This is a genomic window from Streptomyces tirandamycinicus (genome assembly GCF_003097515.1).
In the GTDB taxonomy this organism is placed as follows: domain Bacteria; phylum Actinomycetota; class Actinomycetes; order Streptomycetales; family Streptomycetaceae; genus Streptomyces; species Streptomyces tirandamycinicus.
Window position 1 is genome coordinate 2,645,439 of the sequence record NZ_CP029188.1, and the last position, 21,108, is coordinate 2,666,546.

Annotated in this window: 18 protein-coding genes, 1 tRNA gene and 3 pseudogenes; 6 read left to right on the plus strand and 16 right to left on the minus strand. The window is 73.8% G+C overall.

From position 1 onward, the window contains the following. Window positions 1-275 precede the first annotated feature (275 nt). Both DDW44_RS11650 and DDW44_RS11655 read right to left on the minus strand, forming a co-directional pair. A complete protein-coding gene (locus tag DDW44_RS11650; RefSeq protein ID WP_108906368.1) occupies window positions 276-1,544 on the minus strand; it encodes a hypothetical protein in 1,269 nt (422 codons plus the stop codon). Continuing rightward, the gene (locus DDW44_RS11655; protein ID WP_108906369.1) at window positions 1,544-2,107 is read right to left on the minus strand and encodes a DUF4365 domain-containing protein; all 564 of its coding nucleotides are present in this window, start codon (window positions 2,105-2,107) and stop codon (window positions 1,544-1,546) included. Before DDW44_RS11655 ends, DDW44_RS11650 begins: the two co-directional genes overlap by 1 nt. Before the next feature lie 175 nt (window positions 2,108-2,282). On the opposite strand from DDW44_RS11655, the gene DDW44_RS11660 reads away from it, so the two are divergent. Further along, window positions 2,283-3,011, plus strand: coding sequence for a 3'-5' exonuclease (locus DDW44_RS11660; protein ID WP_017945532.1), 729 nt, complete (start codon window positions 2,283-2,285; stop codon window positions 3,009-3,011). A gap of 372 nt (window positions 3,012-3,383) precedes the next feature. Here the strand turns inward: DDW44_RS11660 and DDW44_RS11665 are convergent. Then, a tRNA-Val gene (locus DDW44_RS11665) sits at window positions 3,384-3,455 on the minus strand. A 193-nt stretch (window positions 3,456-3,648) separates the two neighbouring features. Between DDW44_RS11665 and DDW44_RS11670 the strand changes: the two genes are divergently transcribed. Continuing rightward, window positions 3,649-5,382: a hypothetical protein gene (locus tag DDW44_RS11670; protein WP_244224003.1), complete on the plus strand. Its 1,734-nt coding sequence runs from the start codon at window positions 3,649-3,651 to the stop codon at window positions 5,380-5,382. Here DDW44_RS11670 and DDW44_RS11675 read toward each other — a convergent pair. Further along, window positions 5,321-5,500: pseudogene (locus DDW44_RS11675) on the minus strand (ACT domain-containing protein); the annotation flags it as partial. The gene DDW44_RS11670 and the pseudogene DDW44_RS11675 overlap by 62 nt on opposite strands. On the opposite strand from DDW44_RS11675, the pseudogene DDW44_RS33520 reads away from it, so the two are divergent. Continuing rightward, window positions 5,479-5,586: pseudogene (locus DDW44_RS33520) on the plus strand (transcriptional repressor LexA); the annotation flags it as partial. The pseudogenes DDW44_RS11675 and DDW44_RS33520 overlap by 22 nt on opposite strands. Here the strand turns inward: DDW44_RS33520 and DDW44_RS11680 are convergent. From DDW44_RS11680 to DDW44_RS11715, 9 genes and pseudogenes are all read right to left on the minus strand, one after another. Further along, complete coding sequence (locus DDW44_RS11680) at window positions 5,549-5,926, minus strand: hypothetical protein (RefSeq protein ID WP_244224249.1); 378 nt, start codon at window positions 5,924-5,926, stop codon at window positions 5,549-5,551. The pseudogene DDW44_RS33520 and the gene DDW44_RS11680 overlap by 38 nt on opposite strands. Window positions 5,927-6,220: 294 nt before the next feature. Beyond that, a complete protein-coding gene (locus DDW44_RS11685; protein WP_018889856.1) occupies window positions 6,221-7,297 on the minus strand; it encodes a GNAT family N-acetyltransferase in 1,077 nt (358 codons plus the stop codon). Between the two features lie 195 nt (window positions 7,298-7,492). Further along, entirely contained in the window at window positions 7,493-7,603 is a 111-nt protein-coding gene (locus tag DDW44_RS33645) for a helix-turn-helix transcriptional regulator (RefSeq protein WP_483027306.1), read from the minus strand. 44 nt (window positions 7,604-7,647) lie between these two features. Beyond that, a complete protein-coding gene (locus DDW44_RS11690) occupies window positions 7,648-8,187 on the minus strand; it encodes a hypothetical protein (RefSeq protein ID WP_018889854.1) in 540 nt (179 codons plus the stop codon). Next, on the minus strand, window positions 8,184-9,617 hold the full coding sequence (locus DDW44_RS11695) for a hypothetical protein (RefSeq protein WP_244224004.1): 1,434 nt from the start codon (window positions 9,615-9,617) through the stop codon (window positions 8,184-8,186). Before DDW44_RS11695 ends, DDW44_RS11690 begins: the two co-directional genes overlap by 4 nt. A gap of 46 nt (window positions 9,618-9,663) precedes the next feature. Beyond that, a complete protein-coding gene (locus DDW44_RS11700; RefSeq protein ID WP_167455574.1) occupies window positions 9,664-10,149 on the minus strand; it encodes a hypothetical protein in 486 nt (161 codons plus the stop codon). A gap of 152 nt (window positions 10,150-10,301) precedes the next feature. Then, a pseudogene (locus DDW44_RS11705) lies at window positions 10,302-10,577 on the minus strand (transposase); the annotation flags it as partial. Between the two features lie 174 nt (window positions 10,578-10,751). Next, window positions 10,752-11,924 carry an imidazolonepropionase gene (gene hutI, locus DDW44_RS11710; RefSeq protein WP_018889851.1) on the minus strand — a complete coding sequence of 391 codons (1,173 nt, stop codon included), beginning with the start codon at window positions 11,922-11,924 and terminating at the stop codon, window positions 10,752-10,754. Between the two features lie 168 nt (window positions 11,925-12,092). Next, window positions 12,093-12,524, minus strand: a complete 432-nt coding sequence (locus DDW44_RS11715) for a PPOX class F420-dependent oxidoreductase (protein WP_027733309.1) — start codon at window positions 12,522-12,524, stop codon at window positions 12,093-12,095. A 566-nt stretch (window positions 12,525-13,090) separates the two neighbouring features. On the opposite strand from DDW44_RS11715, the gene DDW44_RS11720 reads away from it, so the two are divergent. Next, window positions 13,091-14,125, plus strand: a complete 1,035-nt coding sequence (locus tag DDW44_RS11720; protein ID WP_108906372.1) for a hypothetical protein — start codon at window positions 13,091-13,093, stop codon at window positions 14,123-14,125. Window positions 14,126-14,174: 49 nt separating this feature from the next. After that, window positions 14,175-14,762 (plus strand): Uma2 family endonuclease, encoded by a 588-nt coding sequence (locus tag DDW44_RS11725; RefSeq protein ID WP_027733311.1) that lies wholly within the window; start codon window positions 14,175-14,177, stop codon window positions 14,760-14,762. Window positions 14,763-14,971: 209 nt separating this feature from the next. Here DDW44_RS11725 and DDW44_RS11730 read toward each other — a convergent pair whose 3' ends face one another. The 3 genes from DDW44_RS11730 to hutU all read right to left on the minus strand — a co-directional run bounded on the left by DDW44_RS11730 (window position 14,972) and on the right by hutU (window position 19,340). Continuing rightward, a complete protein-coding gene (locus DDW44_RS11730) occupies window positions 14,972-16,324 on the minus strand; it encodes a formimidoylglutamate deiminase (protein WP_017945820.1) in 1,353 nt (450 codons plus the stop codon). Further along, a complete protein-coding gene (locus DDW44_RS11735; protein WP_108908806.1) occupies window positions 16,315-17,604 on the minus strand; it encodes an allantoate amidohydrolase in 1,290 nt (429 codons plus the stop codon). The genes DDW44_RS11730 and DDW44_RS11735 overlap by 10 nt, the downstream gene beginning before the upstream one ends. 71 nt (window positions 17,605-17,675) lie before the next feature. Then, window positions 17,676-19,340, minus strand: coding sequence for a urocanate hydratase (gene hutU, locus DDW44_RS11740; RefSeq protein WP_026164953.1), 1,665 nt, complete (start codon window positions 19,338-19,340; stop codon window positions 17,676-17,678). Window positions 19,341-19,650: 310 nt separating this feature from the next. Between hutU and DDW44_RS11745 the strand changes: the two genes are divergently transcribed. Beyond that, window positions 19,651-21,078 carry a type III PLP-dependent enzyme domain-containing protein gene (locus DDW44_RS11745; RefSeq protein WP_167455487.1) on the plus strand — a complete coding sequence of 476 codons (1,428 nt, stop codon included), beginning with the start codon at window positions 19,651-19,653 and terminating at the stop codon, window positions 21,076-21,078. Window positions 21,079-21,108: the final 30 nt, after the last annotated feature.

Below are 21,108 nucleotides of genomic sequence, written 5' to 3' on the forward strand. Positions count from 1 at the left end.
TCTCTCCTGTCTGAAGGGAAGCACGCGCAGGGGTGTCGCGCGTGCACTCGTCATGCTACCGAGCGACGGATCGCCGCCGCGAAACGCGCAGCGCGGGCACCGCGCCCGCGAGCGGTGGGCGCCGCGCGGGTCGGCCGGCCCGGCCCGGCGTGCCGCCCCCGCCGGGGCCGCGGCGGTGCGGGGCGGCCGGGCCGGGGAGAACGGGAGCGGAGGCGAACAGGAGCAGAGGAGCAGGCGCGGCGCCCGCCCGGAGCACGGCGCCGGCCGCCGGCCGCTCAGTCCTCCCCTCCGCACGCCTCCTCGAAGAAGTCGAGATTCTCGTGCAGCGCCTTCATCAGTCTGTCCCGCTCCGCCTCGTCGACCTGCATCGGGACCACCTCGCCGGCGTCGCTGAGCCGCCGGAAGCCGCCGCGGCTCTCCAGGCGGCCGACGACGCGGATGGGGAGCCCCACGAGGTGGGCGTGGCCCGCGGTCCGGTACGACTCCTCGTCCAGGACGGCGCGCACGTACGGGACCTCGGCCCCGGCGAGGACGCGCAGCCGCACCGTCCCCTCACCGCGCGTGCCGGAGCGCCGCATCCGGACCACCGTGCCGGTGACGCGGACGGGCACGGACGGCTCCTCGCGCAGATACCGGGCACCGGCGGCACGGAGCGCGGGCAGGTCTCCGGGGGAGAACTCCACCGGCTCGGGCCGGGCAGCGCAGCCCTCCGGTACCCCCGCCGAGGGCGACCACGCCACCGCGATCCGCGCGCCCTCGGCACCCCGCACCAGGGCCACGAGGGCCTCGGTCAGCTCACGGCTGACCCCCGCCGCGACCGCCGTGTCGAAGGCGTCCATCCCGCCCGTGGCGCGCTGGTAGTCGACGGCCTCGCGAGCGGCGTGCAGGGCGTGGTGCAGCCGGACGGCGACGGACCGGCCGGTGTCCACGGGCAGGAAGGCGGTGAGCCCGCGCCCACCCGGCGCCGGCCCGACCAGGACGCCCTCCAGTACCGCCCGCGCCTGCCGCCGGTGCCGCGCGCCGTGGTAGCCGGCGCGCCCGCGTACGGCGAGTGCGCCCGCGAGCAGGAACTGCCGGGCCGCGGACCGCAACTGCTCCTGCACGGTCCAGGACGCCGCGCCCGACGGGCCCTGCGGCACGTCGCGCCACCAGCGGACCTCGTCGCTCGGCACGGCGAGCCCCACCAGCACCTCGCGGGCCGAGGGCGCGGCCGATCCCGCCAGGGCGGTCAGCGCCTCGCCCAGCAGGTCCTCGCAGTCGGGGAACTCCCGGCTCTCGGGCACCAGCAGGCTCGTGGAGCCGGTGCCGGGCCCCGGCGGGGTCCAGCGGGCGTACCGGCCGGCCGCGCCGCCCCGTCTGCGCCACCCGTGCCGGTGCAGCAGCGCCCCCAGCACCAGGGGGTCCACCAGGGCGGGGTCGGGCACGCCGCTGCCGCACCAGGGGGCGGGCACGCCGTCGGGGAACGGCAGGGGCTCGGGGCGGGCGAACGGCACCGCGGGGGAGCCGGCGGGCCGCGGGGCGCCTTCGTCGGTCGGACGGTGCATCAGGGTCTCCCTCCCGTCCCGACCCGCGTCATGATCTCGCAGAGCGCCCGGTCGTCGAAGATGCGAGAGGTCGGGATCCGCACGGTGGTCCGCCGCCGGCCCGTCACCGGGTGGCCGGCCAGGTTCGTCCAGTAGCAGCAGTGCCTCAGGTCGAGCCGGTCGTGGCCGGCCCGCAGCCACTCGTCCCGGGTCCGCGGCACGATCATGACGACGAGGATCTTGTGCACCGACACGGGAGTGCGGGCCAGTTTCGCCAGGTGCTCGTTGTCGAGGGTGAAGGAGAACGCGGGGCCGGGTGGACGGGGCGCGAGCTGGTACGTGGCTTTCAACTGCACCTTGATGGTGACCTCGTCGTCGACGGTGTGTCCGGGAGCGCTGTGGCTGACGTGCCAGTCGATCCCGTTGTCGGGGAACGGCTGGGACAGCGAGCAGCCGGCGGCCGCCGCGACCGCGTGGAGGTACCCCACCTGGAGGGTCTCCATACAGGCGGTGGTGGCGAGTGCTCCGCGCAGCGGTGCGGTCCGCTCGGGCAGCGCACCCGGTTCGGGCTGCGCGAGCGCCATGGCTGCGTCTGCCTTCCGGGCTGTGCCGATGGTGGTTGGTCGTCACGACGGACCGTCAGCAGTGCGCCCCGTCATCTGTGTTGTCACCCGCCTGCGTAGTGCGCAAACGGTCCGGGTATCACCGAATCGGGCAGGGGATATCACCATCTGCCAGGCATGGGCGAGGAGTTCGGGGATGACGCGCTGGTACGAGGGGCCCCTGGCCGCATTCGACACCGAGACAACGGGAGTTGACGTCGAGCGGGACCGGATCGTGTCCGCCGCGCTCGTCGTCCAGGACTCGCCGGGAGGACGCACCCGCGTCACCGGCTGGCTGGTCAATCCGGGTGTGCCGGTACCGGCCGAGGCGACGGCCGTGCACGGCCTCACCGAGGAACACCTGCAGCACCACGGCCGCTGGCCCGCCCCGGTGATGGAGGAGATAGGCCGGTCGCTGGCCGAGCAGTGCGCCGCGGGCCGCCCGCTCGTGGTGATGAACGCGCCGTTCGACCTGACCCTGCTGGACCGTGAACTGCGCCGCCACCGCGCCTCGTCGCTGGCGCGCTACCTCGAGAACGTCCCGATGTGCGTACTGGATCCCCGGGTGCTGGACAAGCATCTGGACCGCTACCGCAAGGGCCGCCGCACGCTCACCGACCTGTGCGGGCAGTACGGGGTGACGCTGGACGGGGCCCATGACGCGGCGGCGGACGCGACCGCGGCCCTGGACGTGGTCCGGGCGGTCGGCCGCCGTTACGCCGCGCGCCTGGAGCGTCTGTCCGCGGCGGAGCTGCACACGCTGCAGGCGGTGTGGCACGCGGCGCAGGCACGGGGGCTGCAGGCGTGGTTCGCCCGGAACGGCTCGGAGGAGTCGGTGGATCCGGCATGGCCGCTGCGCCCCGAGATCCCCGCCCGGGCGGCATGACCGCCGCGGCGTGACGGCCGCGCGGCGCGTGCGGCACGCCGGAGACGGGTACGGGTGCCCCGCCGCTTCGGGACACCCGTACGCTCCGTGGGGCCGTACCGGCCGCCGGTCCGCACCCGGCCGGGTCTCCCCCGCCTGCCGCCGGTGCGCCGGCGCCGCTGGGGCGCGGCGGGAGAGCGGCTCCTCACCGTGGCGGGCGATTGGTCTGGACCTCTCCCCGCGCATTCAAGCCAATGACCGGGATCGCGTCAAGGCGAACGCGCAAAGCCCCGGCAACTCCTGCCCGTCGCCGCCACGGTGGCGGCGGGTCAGCACGGGTGGGCCGGGAACGCACAAGGCCGGTCCGTCGGATGACGGACCGGCCTCTGCCGGTGGGCGATACTGGGATCGAACCAGTGACCTCTTCGGTGTGAACGAAGCGCTCTCCCGCTGAGCTAATCGCCCGGGAACGCACTGAACCATACAGGTACCGGCGGGTTCCCTTCAAACTCCGTTCGGCGGGCCGGGACCCCCACCGCGACCCGGGGCCGGGTCCGGCACCGGCACCGGCACCGGCACCGGCACCGGCACCGGCACCGGCACCGGGCGCACGGGTACTCACCGCGGATCTGAGTATCCGCGCCCATCCGGTCGCCCTGTGTCCCGCACCACACTCGCCGTCATGGAGAACGCGCTGCCGCCGGCCGAGGAGCTCCGGCTCATCGATCGCGAACTGGTCCAACTCGACGCCCACCGGGCCCGGTTGCTGGCCCGCAGGGCCTGGCTGCTGACGGCCCTGCGGGCCGCGGGACCCGCCCCGGGCCCCGCCCGCTCCCAGGGGACGGCCGCCGAGGCGTCCCCGCCGAGCGCGCAGAACGTCCTGCTCGCCCTCGGCGGGATCCTGCTGACGATCGCCGCCGTCGCCTTCACCGTGGTCAGCTGGGGGCACATGGGCATCGGCGGCCGTGCGCTCGTCCTGGGCGCGGTGACCGTCACGGCCCTCGGGACACCGCTGCTGCTGCTGCGCCACAAGCTCGTCTCGACCGCGGAGTCGGTGGCGGCGCTCGGTCTCGTCCTCACCGTCCTCGACGCCTACGCGCTCAGGCGTGCGGTGCTGCCCGGGACGGACGCCCTGGCCTACACGGCCGTGGCCGCCGGTGTGCTCGCCGCGGTCTGGGCGGGGTACGCGCGCGCGGCCCGCGGGCTGCGCCTGCCGCTGCCCGGCGCCGTGGTGGCGGGGCAGCTCCCGCTGCCGCTGTGGGCGCTGTCCGCGGGCGGCGGCCCGGAGGCCGCCGCGTGGGCGACGCTGGCGACCGCCAGCCTCGATGTCGTGGTCGCGTTCACGGCCCGGCGGAGGGCCGTGCGGGTGCCGGCGGTCGTCTGCGCCGTGACGACGGGCGGATGGTCCCTGCTGACCGGACTCTGGCTGTCGGTGTCCGCGGCCTCCCCGGCCGACTCGGCGGAACCGGCGATGCTGCTCCTGGCGGCGGCGGCCCTGGCCCTGGCGGCCGCGTGGCGGGCGCCGGCGGCAGCGGTGGCGACCGCGGCCCTCGGCGGTCTCGCGGTGGTCGCGGCCGCGGGCGGGGTGCTGCGCGCGGCGGTGCCGTCGGGCTGGGCCGTCCCCGCGTATCTGCTGTGCGCGGCGGCGCTGCTCACGGCCGTACGGCTCCGTGCGCCACGGGGCGTGCTCACCGGGCTCGCCGCCGCCTCCGGTCTGGTCCACCTGGGCTCGGTGCTGTGGGCCGCGCCCATCGTTCTGCTGGGGCTGACGCGACCGGCCGCCGTACTCGGGGAGGTCTGGGGCGGCCCACCGGTACCGGACGCCGCCCCGCCCGGCGCGGCCACCGCCCCGGTGGTCCTCGCGGCCGTGGCGGTGGCGCTGTGGGCGGCACCCCGGCTTCTTCCCGCCGTACCGCTGCCGCGCCCTGCCGGGGACTGCTGCGCACTGGCCCTGGCGTGGTCGGCGGCCGTCGCCGCCCCGGTGGCCCTGGCGCTCCCGCTCGGCCCGGCGCTGGCCGGGCTGCTGTCGGCGACGGCCGCGACCGTGGCCCTGGCGGCCCGCCCGTCGCCCGCCGCCGTACTCCCGCCCACCGGGCGGGCGGCCCCCGGAACGGCACGGACCGCCGGTCGCGCGGCGGACGGGACCACCGCCGCCCCCGAGGCCGGAGCACCGCCACACGCCCCGACGGCCCCCGCCGGTGCGGCACCGCACCCGGCCCGCCCCGCCACGGACCCGGGGCACCCGGTGAACGCGACGCACCCGCCTCCCTGCACGCCCGTGCGGGACGGGCGTGCGGCAGACGGGTGCGGGAAGCGCGGGGGAACCGGCCTCAGGTGTCGAGGTTCACCGAACGGGCCGACGTGGCACCGATCTCCTCGGCGATCTCGCTGAGCACGTTCGGCGGCACGGTGTCGTCGACGGTGAGCACGACCAGCGCCTCACCGCCCTCCTCCTGACGCGAGACCTGCATGCCGGCGATGTTGAGCCCCGCCTCACCCAGGATGCGTCCGCGCCGACAGCTCCGGACTCACGGACCGCCAGCGCAGGGTCATCGAGGTCATCCCGCGCGGTGGCGGGGCCCGTCGCCGCGTGCCGTACGGTCCGCGGCGCCCTCGGCCGGGCGGCCCGGGACGGCGGCGGTTCCGGCCAGGCGGACCCGGGCCACGGCAGCCAGGAATCCGGCCGGGTCGGCGCCATCCGGCACGGTCGCGGTGAGCGTGCCGACGGGGCGGCCCCGGTGCCGTACGAGCACGAACACCTCCCCCGGCCCCACCCGGGCCCCACCCGGCGCCGGGCGCAGGGCGAGCACGCCGCGGGCGGGGACACTCCCGGCCGGGCGGGGTCGCGCGCACGGCGGCGGATCGAGCGTGTCGAGGTCCAGCTCGGCGACCTGCATGGGGCTCGGTCGCGGCGGGGCGGGCGGAGTGTGCGGCATGCAGGTCTCCCGAGTGGTGTCGTCGGTGCCGTCCGGGTGCCGTCCGGGTGCCGGCCGGTGCGACCCGGTGCGGTCCGGGCCTTCGGTGTGGTCCGGTGCGACCCGGGCCCTCGGGGCGCCGGTGCGATGGGCGCGATCCGGGCCTTCGGGGCGATCGGGGCGTGGAGGTGCGCAGCAGGTGCGGCAGCCCGTGGGGGCCGGGAGTGCGACGGATCGGACGGGTGCAACGGCCGCCCGGCGGGCCGGTCGCCTCTCGGCCCGCTCAGCCCCGCTCACCCGCCCGTCAGTCGCCCGTCAGTCGCCCCTCAGCCGCCCGATCCGGCCGAGCGTCCGCTGCGCGTACCCGGCGAGGCGGGGTCGGCGGCGGACGAAGCTGTGGGCGCGGCGCCCCGGTTCGCGGCTCAGCCGGTGGAGCGCCGCGCCGGGGCCGGGCCGGGTGGACGAGCCCTCGTGGACGCGCAGTTCACCGGTCTTGAGGGCGTCCTTGTACTCGGCGGCGCCGCGGCCGAGGTCGAGCATCCCGATGCCCGCGGCCGCGGCGGCCTCGGCCATCCGCAGATGCAGGATCAGCCCCGGCGAGTACCTGGCGTACGCGGTGTCGTAGGACGGGAACCAGCAGGCCAGCACCGTGCGCGAGCGCAGTCCGAAATGCGCGGCGACGGGGCGCTCCGCCGCGTACAGCACGGACAGCACGCCCGAGCAGCCCGGCGCCCGCGTGTCGTGCAACCGCCGCACGAGCGCGCTGATCCACTCCCGGGCGAACCGGTCACGGCGGCCGGTCCTGCGGTACTGGGCGGACTTCCAGGCCATGAGGGTGCGCAGCGCCGAGGGGTCCCGCTCGTCGAAGACGAACCGCACCTCGCCCGCCTGCCGGCCCAGCCTGCGCTCCTTGGCCATGGTGGTCCTGAGGAACTTGGGCGACTGCTCGCGCAGCCGTCGCTCGTAGGCGGCGTACCCCTCGCCCACGTCGATCACCGGCGAGACGAACTCCTCGGCGCTGCCCGGCCCGAAAAGGTCCTGTCCCGCCTCCAGGTTGTCGAACTCCCACACGGAGAGCGAACAGGCCCGCAGCAGCTCGCGGGCGGAGAGGCGCAATCCCGGCCGCAGCACGGCCCCCTGGCAGTCGGAGACGCCGAGACCGATGGCCCGGCCGTGTCCGAACGGACCCTTCTGGTACGGGAAGAATCCGGCCGGAACCCCCTCGTCCTCGACGACCGCGACCCTGGCGTCCTGCCGCACGCCGGCGACGGCCAGGGTGAACTCCGGCTCCATGAAGGGACTGGCGGGCGCGCCGGACTTGGCCCGCAGCTCACGCCAGGAATCGGCCTCCCCGTCGTCCAGCTCCCCGGGCCTGACGACACGAATGCGCACACCGCTCAACTCGACCCCCCGGTCTCCCCCTTGCGCTTCCCCGGGACAGGACGGTACCGGCCGAAATCGTCCCGCGACAGGGAGTGAGGGGCGCACGGTGACCGCCCGGGGAAGAGGGGTGAAGTCCTGTGAAAGGCGGTGCCAACGGGGCGAATCACGGGGGGCACACTGAAGCGCTGCCAGAGAGCGTTCCAGTCATACCCGGCGCAGGTAGCCCATCGGGGTCGTGTCGTGGAAGTGGCGGAATCCGTCGTGGAGGGTCCTGGCGGACACCCCCGTCGCCGCGGCCAGCTCCGTGAGAGTCAAAGAGTCAGACCCACCCGCAGCGTCACCACGACACATCCTCACTGTCAGTCGACTGCCCTGAGGTAGACCCGGCTCTCGCTGTCGCCCAGCCTGTGCACCGCGATCGCCAGGGAGTTCAGGTCTCCGCCGCAGGGGGCGCAGACCTGCCCTTCCCGTACGTCCGGCAATGACTCGGGTTCGGGGAGATCGAGGTGGGAGAAGGGGGTCATGGGCTTGGCGACACTCTTGCGGGGCTCGTCGCGCTGTCTCAGTTCCCTCTCGGGCCGGAGCTGCTCCACGAAGGCGTTCACCCCGGAAGTGGGGAGGGTGAAGGCCAGCAGCAGTCCGTCGTCCTGGAATCCGTTCTGACGTGCCGCACGTATGTCGGCGGCCTTGGGCGGAAGGTCGATGTTCATCTGCCGGCTGACCGTCGCAGGGGTGGCCGTCTCGTCCCATCCGGGTACTTCACTGGTCCTGTCCGCCGCACCGGACTCGGTTGCGCCGGAGCAGGCGGAGAGGAACGGGCCGGTCAGACAGAGCGCGGCCACCGCGCCGGCGGCGAGGAGAACGCGCTTCGCTCGGGAGTGGTGAAGTGTCCGCGTCATCGAGCGTCCCCGTTCCGTCCCGGATCGGTGCGCGTCCCCTCGCGCCCCGGGTCCTCGGGGGCGGGAAGACCGCCGCTCGAACTCAGGTCGTGGTGCTGCACCGATCCGCTGCCTCGCATGTCGAACTCTCTGGCCAGACCCGTGGTGTGCAGCCGGGCCATGTCGGCGTCGGTCACCTCGGTCGGACCGATGGGGGTCGTCTTACCTGGGTCCCAGTTGTATCGGTCCCAGACGTTCACCTGGTAGTCGAGACTGACCTTGGGCTCGCCGTTCTCGCCCGGCACCACCGTGACGGTACCCGTCGTGTTCGTCATGCCGCTGCCGACGGCCAGGTACCAGTTGCGGTCGGTGTGGGTGTAGCTCTGCGGAGCGGTCTCGACCGGGATGGCCACGGGTTTGCCGCCCGACTCCTCGAACGCGGCCAGAGCCTGCTCGCGCCATCTTTCCTGCTCGTCCTGGATGGCGTACTCGGCGGTCTGCCGGAGTACCGCGTCGTCCGTGAGCATCCGGTCCACGTCCAGATCCACCGGGCTACCGAGCCCGCGCAGGTAGTGGTCCATGTGGTACGCGGCATCGGTGTTCCCGACGAAGTCACCCGCGGTGGACATCGCGACAGCCTGCGCCTGGATCCACTGGTCGTGCGCGCCGGGGGACTCGACGCCGTATCCGCCCGCCCCCGGGTCCGCGGCCACGCGCTTCGAACGGGGCGAGAGAATCCCGGCGGAGAGGAGTTCGTCCTTGTGCTTCGCCCACATCTCCCCGCGTGCCTCGGGGCTCAGCGACTGCCACAGCCGTCGCAGCTCGGCCCGCTGACTGTCGTTCGCGTCCTCACCGAGCGAGGCGAGCTTCATCGCGCGCGGCAACTGGTCCTCGTCGAGCGAGGTGTACGAGGCATGGCCGGCGTTGTGCGGGTCACCGCCGTGGGACTTGCGCAGGGCCCGGGTGACCGCTGCGTCTATCTCCGCGGCGTGGGCGACCAGGCCGGTGAGGGTATCGGCGTACCACTGCATCCTGTCCCTGGTGCGCTGGGATGTTCCCTTCGCGTCGCAGACCGCCTCGATCACCTTCACCGTCCCGTTCCCGCCGTCCGTTACGAGCAGGCCGTTGTCGGGGTCGGGGGATCGGTCCGGGTCACCTTTGCGCGCCTCGTCGGTCAGCGACTTCGCCTTCTTCTGGATCTGCGAGAGTTCGCCGTGGGCGTCGGCGAGCACGGCGTGAATGCTCTGCGCCTCCTTGTGCAGATCACTGAACTCCTTGACAGCCTTGCGCACGAAGTCCCTGGTCACGGTCGCGTTGACACCCTGCCAACGGGCCGCTTCGGACTTCTTCAGCAGACCGTCCCTGGCATCGGTCTGAAGCCTCGCGAGCTTCCCCGCCATCGTCTCCCAGTCCGTGACGGCGGTGCCCAGCCTGCCGAGATCCAGTGCCATGAGGTCGGAATAGGTGAACGTGCCCATCGATCTGCCGCCCTCCCCGTCAGCGCACGTACTTGGAGATCTCGGAAACCGGCATGGCGGTCCCGTCCCGGCCACGAAGGGCGGCAGCGATCGCCCCGTCGTCATGGGCGTGCAGCCTCTTCGAGTAGTCCAGGTGGTTCGAGATGTGTGCGCACATCTGCAGGACGGTCTTCACCTGAGAGTCCCACACCGACAACGTCGTGTAGAGCTCGCCGCCCATGGCCAGGTTGCGGTCCGCGAATTCCTTGGCCGCCCGCGCGGTGGAGCCCTCTCCGTTCTTGTCGGCGCCCGCACCCACGATGTCCGCCTTCTCGCGCAGTTCGCCGTGAAGCAGGAAAGCCTCCTGTCCCACCGCCCCGAGATCGTCCTGCCTGACCACCAGACCGGTGCCAGCCTGGCCGGCTGTACCGCCTGATCCCGGCTCCAGCTGATTGAGCCGCATCCCCGCGGACTGCCGCTGCCTGGCCTGTGCGACCAGTTGCGCCCACTCCTCGCCGAACGTCATCGTCGTCTCCCCCGTCGCGATCACCGGCTCCCGGGCAACGTTAGCAACAAGGGTGCGTCAAGTTGACGGTTGATCTTGGTGGTTGAGTGGTCAGTTGTTGCTCGGGGTAAGGCGGCCCTCGAAGGCGATCTGGAAGGCGTTGAGGGGTTGCCTTGCCGCTTCCTGACGATCTGCGGCTCGAAGCTGCCGGCCACATCCCGGGGCGCCCTGACCTCGACGGTGCCGACGTCGGTCAGCACGGTCTTGGCCCGGGTGCCGTTGCGGCTGTTCCCGCTGTTCCGGCCGTCCACGTCGTGCTTCTCGTAGCCGAGGTGGTCAGTGATCTCGCCCTCCAGCGCGGACTCCAGCGCCCGCTTGGTGAGCTGCTGCAGCAGCCCGCCCTCACCGGTCAGCTGCAGCCCGTCCGAACGGGCGCGGTCCACCAGCATCGCGATCAACTGCTCGTCCGTCGCCCCACTCGACGGCGTCTGGACCGGCTGCTCAGCGGGCTCGTGCTCAACGACGGTGTCGGTCATCTTTGGCGTCTCCTTGATCATCAGATCCGCCGTTGATTAGACACTCCCGGTTCCCGCGGAGGCGTGCGCGACGGGGAGCGGGGCCCTTCAGACCGCTCGCGTCCCCCGGCGCCACACCCCGCGGACCAGCGGAACGCCCGGGCGGTAGGCCAGGTGGACATGGCTCGGCGCGTCCAGGACGGCCAGGTCGGCGCGGGCGCCGGGCGAGAGGCGCCCGATGTCGGTGCGGCGCAGTGCGGCGGCGCCGCCGGCCGTGGCGGACCAGACGGCCTCGTCCGGTGTCATCCCCATGTCGCGTACCGCCAGGGCGATGCAGAACGGCATGGAGGAGGTGAACGACGAGCCCGGGTTGCAGTCGGTCGACAGCGCGACGGTCGCCCCCGCGTCGAGCAGCCGCCGGGCGTCGGGCCACTCGGCGCGGGTGGAGAACTCGGCGCCCGGGAGCAGGGTCGCGACCGTGTTGCCGCTCGCCAGGGCGTCGACGTCCGCCTGGGTGAGGTGGGTGCAGTGGTCGGCGGACGCCGCGTCCAGCTCGACGGCGAGTTGCACGCCTGGGCCGTGGGTGAGCTGGTTGGCGTGCACGCGGGGAACGAGCCCCCTGGCCATGCCCGCGGTGAGGACCGCCCGGGCCTGGTCCCCGTCGAACGCGCCCTTCTCGCAGAACACGTCGACCCAACGGGCGTGCGGGGCGCAGGCGTCGAGCATCTCACCGGTCACGAGTGCGACGTAGCCGGCGGGGTCGTCGGCGTAGTCGGGGGACACGATGTGGGCGCCGAGGTAGGTCACCTCCTCGGTGTGCCGGGCGGCGATGCGCAGGGCACGCGCTTCGTCCGCCACGGTGAGCCCGTACCCCGACTTGGTCTCGAACGTGGTGGTCCCCTGGCGCAGCGCCTCGTCCAGGTAGTGCGTGAGGTTTGCCTCCAGAGCCTCGTCGGAGGCGGCGCGGGTCGCGGCGACGGTGGTCCTGATCCCGCCCGCCGAGTAGGCGCGGCCCGACATACGGGCGTTGAACTCGGCCGTGCGGTCGCCGGCGAAGACGAGGTGTGAGTGCGAGTCGACGAAGCCGGGTACGACGGCGCGGCCCTCGGCGTCGTACACCTCGTCGGCCGCGGGCGCGTCGGCCGCGCGGCCGGCCCAGGCGACGGTGCCGCCGTCGAGGACCAGGGCGGCGTCCTCGATCCGGCCGAGCGGGCCGCCGTCGCCGAGGGTGGGGTCGTTGGTGACGAGGGTGCCGATGCGGGTGATGAGGGTGCTGCCCATGGTTCCTCTCCGTGGCCTTTCGTCCCCCTGCGGAGAGGGGCACACCGTGTCGCTCCCCCATGCTTCCACAGGCGCCTCCGGCCCTCGCCCGGCGGCCCCGGGGCCGGGGCCGTTCGAGAGGACGGGGGCCGGGGTGCTCCGGCCGTGCACGGAAGCCGAGCGGGCCCGTCAGCGGATCCGCGAGCCGTACACGTGCTCGACCGGCATCGTCATGAGCACCCTGCGGTCGGACACCATCACGGAGCGGTACTCGTCCCAGTCCGGATGCTCACCGGCGGCCTGGCGGTAGTACGTCACCAGCGCCTCCACCTCCGGTCCGTGCGGGTCGGTCCCCGGACCGGTGAGCGTCACCGTGCCCTCGGCGGTCGCCCAGGACCAGCCGTCGGGGCTGGTCACCTCCAGCGCGGCGCGTGGGTCCCGGCGCAGGTTCGCCGTCTTGGCCCGCCCTTCGGTCACCGATACGAAGATGACGTCGGCCTCCCGGTCGTAGTACGGCATGACCGGCGAGAGCTGTGGGCGCCCGTCCGACTTGATGGTGGCCAGGACGCCGATGCGGCTCTCCGAGAGGAGTGTGCGCGGGTCGAACTCGTCACCGTTCATGTCTCGCGCAACACGGGACCGGCCCGGGACATTCCCGGGAAGCCCGGCGCCCCGCCGCCGCACACCACTGCGGCGCCGCAGACTCCGTGTGCGCCTCCGCCCGACCCGTTGCGGCCTCGCCGCGCAGCCGGCATCCCGACCCCGCCCCGGCCGGCCTCCGGCCACCACCACGACCGGCGGCGGACCCGCGCCCGAAGCCCGGAAACCCGTACCCCGGAGACCCGGGGAGCGGGCGTCCGGATGCCGGTGGCTCCGGCGCTCAACCACCCTATGACCAGGGAGAAAAGACCCAACCCACCCCACCGCGGCAACATCCGTCCACGGGTCACTCGCGCGAGTGATCCTGCGCCGGAGCGCTGGATTCCGACGAAGCGCTCAGGGCAAGGTCGGCACGACAACTCCCGCATATGCCACGGCACATGCGACGGCCCCCGGCCGGGACGGGCATCCCGAACGAGGGCCTCACCACCCAGGAAACGGAAGCTTTCCCGATGGCTGTCACGCAGCTTAACGCGCCCCGGCACGACCGGAAGCCGGTTCACCGATCACGCCGCGGCGTCCATCAGGTGACCGAGGCACACACGTCCGGATTCACGGTCGTCGGCAACCACCTCGCCCAGCACCGGGGCCTCTCCTGCATGGCGATCGGACTCGCCGTGCACATCCAGTCGCTACGCGACGGCTCGGCGGTGGACATCCGCTCGCTCACCGAGCGGTTCCCCGAGGGCCGCGACCGCTTCGCCGCCGCGCTCCTCGAACTGGAGAAGCACGGCTACCTGGAACGCCGCCGGGAACGGCTCGCCGACGGCACCTGGACCACCGTCACGTACGCGTACAACAACCCGGCCGCCACCGCCGCCCGGCACGCCCGTGAGGCGGCGGCCGACGCGGCCGCTGCCGCCTGCCCGGAACCGGCACCAAGACCTGCCCCGAAACCGGCCCCGGAACCGGCACCAAGACCGGCCCCCGGACCCCGACCGGCACCCGCATCCACACCCGCGTCCACACCCGCACCCGCACCGAAACCGGTGGCCGCGCCACCGCCGCCGCGGCTCCGGACACCGCCGCCCGAGCGCCGGACCCCACCTCGGACCCCACCTCAGACGCCGCCTCAGACGCCGTCGAGGACGCCTGCCGTACCGGCGGGCCGCCCGCTGAAGAACCCGGTCGTGTCAGCCGCCCCGGCACGGCCTCCCCTGCCGGCGCCCTCCGTGCACGCCCCCGCGCTCCTTCGCGCGGCCGCCGATCTGCTGACGGGCCTGCGGGGCCGGGAACCGCGGCTGACGCTGCCCGAGCGGGACGTCCGGCGGCTCACGCCCGCGGTGGCCGCCTGGCTGGAGCGGGGCGTCCGCCCGGACGCCTTACGGCACGCCCTCAGCGACGGTCTGCCGCCCGAGCCGCTGCATCACCCGGCCGGATTCCTGGCCCACCGGCTCATCGCGCTGCTCCCTCCGCCGCTGCCCGCCACCCCGGCCCGCTCCCCCGTCGACCCTCTGCAGAACTGCGACCGCTGCGACCGGGCCTTCCGCGCTCCGGAGCCGGGCCTCTGCGGCGAATGTGCCCGTTCGCACGACACCCCGGCCCCGGCGGAGGACGCCTAGCATGAACGTGAGAACTCGGGCCCCAGGGCACAGACGAGGAGCACGCGCGATGGCCATCGCCCCGGACGACGCACGGCAGGACGCCTCCCGGTACCAGGCGATGCGGGACTTCGTGCGGTCCATGGACGACACACTGCCCGGCAGGTTCGAGATCTCCAAAGAAGGAATCGTCCACGACATGATGTCGCCCGTCAGACCTCACGAGCTGACCGTGCTGCGCGTCCGGAAGCGCCTCGAGAAGGTCATGCCGGAGGAACTGGTCGCACACACGGGCGAGCCCGATGTGGAGGACGTCGCCGAGCACATCGTGCGTCACCCCGATGTGATGGTGATCGCCGAAGCGGACATGGAGGGCGACGGGCCGTTCGACCCGCGCACGCTCATCGCCGCGATCGAGGTCGTCTCCCGCTCCAACCCCGACAACGACTGGGTCGGCAAGATGCGCGACTATCCTCTGCTCGGGATTCCCGTGTACGCGCTCTTCGATCCCCGTACCGGGTCCGGCGCGGTCCTCTCCGACATCCACCACACCCCCGACGGGCCTCGCTACGCGACGCGCAAGGACTTCCAGTACGGCGAGGACGTCACGATCGCCGACTGGACCATCCCCACCGGGGATCTGCCGCGTTACGAGTGACCCCGGCCCCGTCCCGGACGCCGCAGGACCGGTGCGCGGGGCGCGGCTGCCGAGGACCCCACGAGAGGGAGCGCAATGAGGGGAGCGCAACGGGGGGCCACGCGCGGAGGGACCCCGCACGAGCGGCCCACCACGCACCGGCGCGGGCGCGCGCCGCGCGGACGGCGGCAGGCACCCTCCCCCGCCGAGTCGCCCCGTATCCGCCCCGCTCAGCCGCGCAGCGTCCCGATCGCCTCCGACAGGGCCGACGGCACGTCCGGCACCAGGGTGTGGACGCCGTCGCGCACGACATGGCGCCCGGCGACGACCGTGTGCCGGATGTCCGCGGAGGTGGCGGCGAAGACCGCGGTCTCCGCGCCCAGCCGCGGCAGCGGGCCCGCCGTGCGCACCGAGTCCAGCGCCACTGTGGTGAAGTCGGCGAGCGCGCCCGGCTCCAGCAGTCCCGCGTCGTCCCATCCGAGAGCCGCGTGGCCCTCGGCCGTGGCGGCGCGCAGCAGGGCCGCGGCCGTCCAGTGGCCGCGGGTGCGGGTACGCAGCCGCTCGTCCATCTCCATCGCGCGGGCCTCCTCGAGGAGGTCGATCACCGCGTGGCTGTCGCTGCCGAGCGACAGCGGTGAGCCCGCTTCCTGGAGGGCCTTCGCGGGGCCGATGCCGTCGGCGAGGTCCCGTTCGGTGGTCGGGCACATGCAGGTGCCGGTCCCGCTGCCGCCGAGGAGGCGGATGTCCCCGTCCGTCAGATGGGTGTTGTGGACGCCCGTGGTGCGCCGGCCGAGCACGCCGTGGTCGGCGAGGAGCTGCGTGGGCGTGCGCCCGTGGGCCGCGAGGCAGGCGTCGTTCTCGGCGGTCTGCTCGGAGAGATGGACGTGCAGGGGCGCTGCGTGCTCCGCCGCCCAGCCGGCCACCACGGGCAGCTGGGCCGCCGGGACCGCGCGTACGGAGTGGATCGCGGCGCCGATTCTGGCCAGCTCCCCGCCCTTGAGCAGGGACACCCGCTCGGCCCACGCCTCGGCGGTGCCGTCGGAGAAGCGGAGCTGGTGCCGGTTCGGGGGCTCCCCGCCGTGCTTGTCCCCGATGGCCGAGGACAGGTACGCCGTGTCGAGCAGGGTGATGCGGATGCCCGCGTCCGCCGCCGCGGCGATCATCGCCTCGCCCATCGCGTTGGGGTCGGCGTACGGGCGGCCGCCTGGCGCGTGGTGCACGTAGTGGAACTCGCCGACGACCGTGATCCCCGCCAGCGCCATCTCCGCGTACACGGCGCGCGCCAGTGCGTGGTAGTTGTCCGGGGTCAGCCGGGAGGCCACCCGGTACATGACGTCGCGCCAGGTCCAGAAGGTCCCGGAGCCCACCTGCACCAGGCCGCGCAGCGCCCGGTGGAAGGCGTGCGAGTGGGCGTTGGCCAGTCCGGGCAGCGTCAGGCCGCGCAGCACCTCGGCGCCCGGTTCCGGGGCCTCCGCCCCGGTGCGGACGGCCGTGATCCGGCCGTCCGCGACGTCGAGGGCGACCCCCGGCTCGACGTGTGCGCCGAGCCAGGCGTGCTCCAGCCAGTACGTCGTCACCTGCACGCGAGGCCCTCCAGTACGTCGGCGAGTGCGAGGACCCCGGCGACGCAGTCGTCCTCGGCCGCGTACTCGGCCGGGGAGTGGGAGACGCCGGTCGGGTTCCGTACGAACAGCATGGCGGTCGGCACGGCCGCGGAGAGGATTCCGGCGTCGTGTCCCGCGCCGGTGCCGAGCAGCGGAGCCCGTCCGCCCAGCAGCCGGCCGATCTCGTCGCGCAGGGTGTGGCCGAACTCGACGACCGGGGTGAACGACTCCCGGACGACCGCGAGGTCGAGGCCGTCGCGCTGGGCGCGGTCCTTCGCGGCCTGCTCGATCGCGGAGACGACCGTGTCGAGCGTGGCCTGGTCGGCGGCGCGCGAGTCGAGCCAGCCGCGGACGAGGGACGGGATGGCGTTGACGCCGTTCGGCTCGACGGAGACCTTGCCGAAGGTGGCGAGCGCGCCCGCCAGTTCGGCCTCGCGGCGGGCGGCCAGGACGGTCTCCGCGTACGTCAGCATCGGGTCGCGGCGGTCGGCGAGGCGGGTGGTGCCCGCGTGGTTCGCCTCGCCGCGGAAGTCGAAGCGCCAGCGGCCGTGCGGCCAGATGGCGCTGGCGATTCCGACGGAGTGGCCCGAGACGTCCAGGGCCCGGCCCTGCTCGACATGGAGCTCCACGAAGGCGCCGACGCGGGCCAGGCGTTCGGGGTCCGCGCCGATGGTCCCCGGGTCGTGGCCGGCCGCCTCCATGGCCTCGGGCAGGCTCACTCCGTCGGCGTCCCGCAGCGCGTACGCCTGCTCCCGGGTCAGCTGCCCGGCCGCGAGGCGGGAGCCGACGCAGGCCAGGCCGAAGCGCGCGCCCTCCTCGTCGGCGAAGTTGGTGATCGCGAAGGGTCGGGTGAACTCCGCTCCCCTGCGGCGGAGTTCGTCGAGCGCGGCGAAGGCGGAGACGACGCCGAGGGGGCCGTCGAAGGCGCCGCCGTCGGGGACGGAGTCCAGGTGTGAGCCGGTGACGACGGCGTCACCGGCGGCGGAGTCGCTCCAGGCGCTTGCGGTGCCTCCCGTGCTTGCGGAACTTGAGGTGCTTGAGGCACCTCCGGTGCTTGCGGCGCTCGCGCCGGAGGCGGGGGGAGGGCCGCCGAGCCAGGCCCACTGGTTGCCGTTGCGGTCGGTCTCGTAGGCGAGTCCGCGGGCCTCGGCCTGCTCCTGGAACCAGTTGCGGCAGTCGGCGTCGGCACCGGTCCAGGCGTGGCGCCGGTAGCCGCCGCTGTCCGCGTCCCGGCCGATGCGCCGCAGCTCGGCCCACATCTCCTGGAACGAGGGGGCGTGTGCCGCCGACCTGCCCGCGCCGGAGCCGCCGGTCGCGGGTCCGTGGGCGCTCACCGGGGGTCGCCCTCCCGCATCGGGACGCGCACGCCCTTCGCGTCGGAGACGGACTCCGCGAGGTCGTAGCCGGCGTCGACGTGCCGGATCACGCCCATCCCCGGGTCGTTCGTCAGCACCCGGCGGATCTTCTCGGCGCCCAGCTCGGTGCCGTCCGCGACGGTGACCTGGCCGGCGTGGATGGAGCGCCCCATGCCGACGCCGCCGCCGTGGTGGATCGACACCCAGGAGGCGCCGGAGGCGACGTTGACCATGGCGTTCAGCAGCGGCCAGTCGGCGATGGCGTCCGAGCCGTCGAGCATCGCCTCGGTCTCGCGGTACGGGGAGGCCACCGAGCCGCAGTCGAGGTGGTCGCGGCCGATGGCCAGCGGGGCCCGGAGTTCGCCGCTCGCGACCATGTCGTTGAACCGCTCGCCCGCGCGGTCCCGCTCGCCGTAGCCGAGCCAGCAGATGCGGGCCGGGAGGCCCTGGAAGTGGACCCGCTCGCCGGCCATCCTGATCCAGCGGGCCAGGGACTCGTTCTCCGGGAAGAGTTCCAGGATCGCCTTGTCGGTCCGGGCGATGTCGGCGGGGTCGCCGGACAGCGCGGCCCAGCGGAACGGGCCCTTGCCCTCGCAGAAGAGGGGCCGGATGTAGGCGGGGACGAAGCCGGGGAACGCGAACGCCCGGTCGTAGCCGGCCAGCCGGGCCTCGCCGCGGATCGAGTTGCCGTAGTCGAAGACCTCGGCGCCGGCGTCCATGAAGCCGACCATGGCCTCGACGTGCCGGGCCATGGACTCGCGGGCGCGGGTGGTGAACCCGGCCGGGTCCTTCGCCGCGTACGAGGCCATGTCGCCGAAGTCGACACCGGTGGGCAGGTAGGCCAGCGGGTCGTGCGCGGAGGTCTGGTCGGTGACGATGTCGATCGGCGCGTTCATCGCGAGCAGCTGCGGCACCAGCTCGGCCGCGTTGCCGAGCACGCCGATGGAGAGCGGCCTGCGGGCGTCGCGGGCCTCGGTGGCCAGCCGGAGCGCATGCTCGAGGCTGTCGGCCCTCACGTCGAGGTAGCGGTGCTCGATGCGCCGCTCGATGGCCCGGGGGTCGCAGTCGACGCAGATGGCGACGCCGTCGTTCATGGTGACCGCGAGCGGCTGGGCACCGCCCATCCCGCCGAGCCCGGCGGTCAGCGTGATCGTCCCGGCCAGTGTGCCGCCGAACTTCTTGGCCGCCACGGCGGCGAAGGTCTCGTACGTGCCCTGGAGGATGCCCTGGGTGCCGATGTAGATCCAGGAGCCCGCGGTCATCTGCCCGTACATGGTGAGCCCGAGGGCCTCCAGGCGCCGGAACTCCTCCCAGTTCGCCCAGTCGCCGACGAGGTTGGAGTTGGCGATCAGCACGCGGGGCGCCCACTCGTGGGTCTGCATCACGCCGACCGGGCGGCCGGACTGCACGAGCATCGTCTCGTCCTGCTTCAGCGTCCTGAGCGTGCGGACCATCGCGTCGAAGGAGCGCCAGTCGCGCGCGGCCTTGCCCGTGCCGCCGTACACGACGAGCTTGTCCGGGTGCTCGGCCACCTCCGGGTCGAGGTTGTTCTGGAGCATGCGCAGCGCGGCTTCCTGCTGCCACCCAAGGGCGCTCAGTTCCGTACCACGCGGTGCCCGTACCGGGCGGGGTCCAGACATGCCGATGCCTCCTCGCGACGTTGGTTCGTCTATTCACATCCTGATGCCCTGAATATTTCCAGTCAACAGGGCGATGGCCCCGCCTGCGGCGCGCGGGCGGACCTCCGCGACGTCGCGGGCCCCGGTGCGGGTGGCCCCCGCCCCGGCCGGACGGGCACGCACGGGCAGGGGCGGGCAGGGGCGGGCTTGCACGGGCAGGGACGGGCATGCACGGGCAGGGACGACAGGGACGAACACGGATGGGCAGGGGCGGGCGGGCACGGGCAGGCACCCGTGGGCACGCGCGGGCACGGATGATTGACTGGAGACCATGGCTCATCTGGCTTCAGACCGTCGCGACCAGGCCGTACGAGCAGCCGTGGAGCAGGGCCTGCTCAGCGAAACCGAACCCGTCGTCGCACTCGTCGACATCGCCGGCGTGCGGGCCTCGGCCGCCGCGCTCCGGAGCGCCTTCGAGGAGCTGACCGGCGCCCCCGTCCTGCACGCCTTCGCCGTGAAGGCCGCACCGCTGGTGCCGGTACTGCGGCTGCTGGACGCCGAGGGCATCGGCGCGGAGGTCGCGAGCCCGGGTGAGCTGGCGCTGGCGCTCGCCGCCGGTGTGCGGCCGGAGCGGATCGTGCTGGACTCCCCCGCCAAGACCCGGGCCGAGCTGGCCGAGGCGCTCCGGCGGGGAATCGCCGTCAACGCCGACAACTTCCAGGAGCTCGACCGCATCGACGCGCTGGCCGGTACCGGCACCGGTTCAGATACCGGGACCCGTTCAGGTACCGGCACCGGCTCTGGTACCGGGCGCGGTACCGACTCCGGCCCCGGCTCCGGTTTCGGGCCCGGTTCCGATCCCGGACCCGGGCGTTCGCGGCTCGGGTTGCGCGTCAACGCCCAGATCGGCGCCGGCGCCATCGGCGCGCTGTCCACGGCCACCGCCACCTCGAAGTTCGGCGTCGCCCTGCGCGACGAGGGCGCCCGCGAACGCATCGTGCGCGCCTGCCTCGACCGGCCGTGGCTGACCCGGCTGCACACCCACTCCGGCTCTCAGGGGCTGGGGCTTGAGCTCATGACCCAGGGCGTCCTGGCCGTGTACGAGCTGGCCGAGGAGATCAACGCGGCCGCCGGCCGGCAGCAGATCGACACCGTCGACATCGGCGGCGGGCTGCCGGTCAACTTCGCCTCCGACGAGGAGACGCCCACCTTCGCCGACTACGCACGGGCGCTGCGGGACGCGGTCCCCGGGCTGTTCGACGGCCGCTACGGGCTGGTCACCGAGTTCGGCCGCTCGCTGCTCGCCAAGCACGGCACGGTCCTCGCCCGCGTCGAATACACCAAGACCACGGGCGCCCGGCCCATCGCCGTCACCCATGCGGGGGTCCAGGTCGCCACCCGCACCGTCTACGACCCGGCCGCCTGGCCGCTGCGGATCGCCGCGTACGACGCCAAGGGCGCCCCCAAGGCCGGTGACGCCGTGGTCCAGGACGTCGCGGGGCCGGCCTGCTTCGCGGGCGACCTGCTGGCGGAGGCCCGGGAGCTGCCCCTGCTGGAGCCGGGCGACGTGGTCGCCGCGCTGGACACCGGCGCGTACTACTTCAGCAGCCACTACGCCTACAACAGCCTTGCCCGGCCGGGCGTCCACGGCTTCCGGGCGGATGCCGCCGGGGTCCGCTTCACGACGGTGCGGGCCCCGCAGACGGTCGAGCAGATCGTGGCCGAGTCGGGCGGGGACCGGCCGGACGCGCTGCTGTAGCGGGCGACTGTCGTACCCCGATGGTTCCAT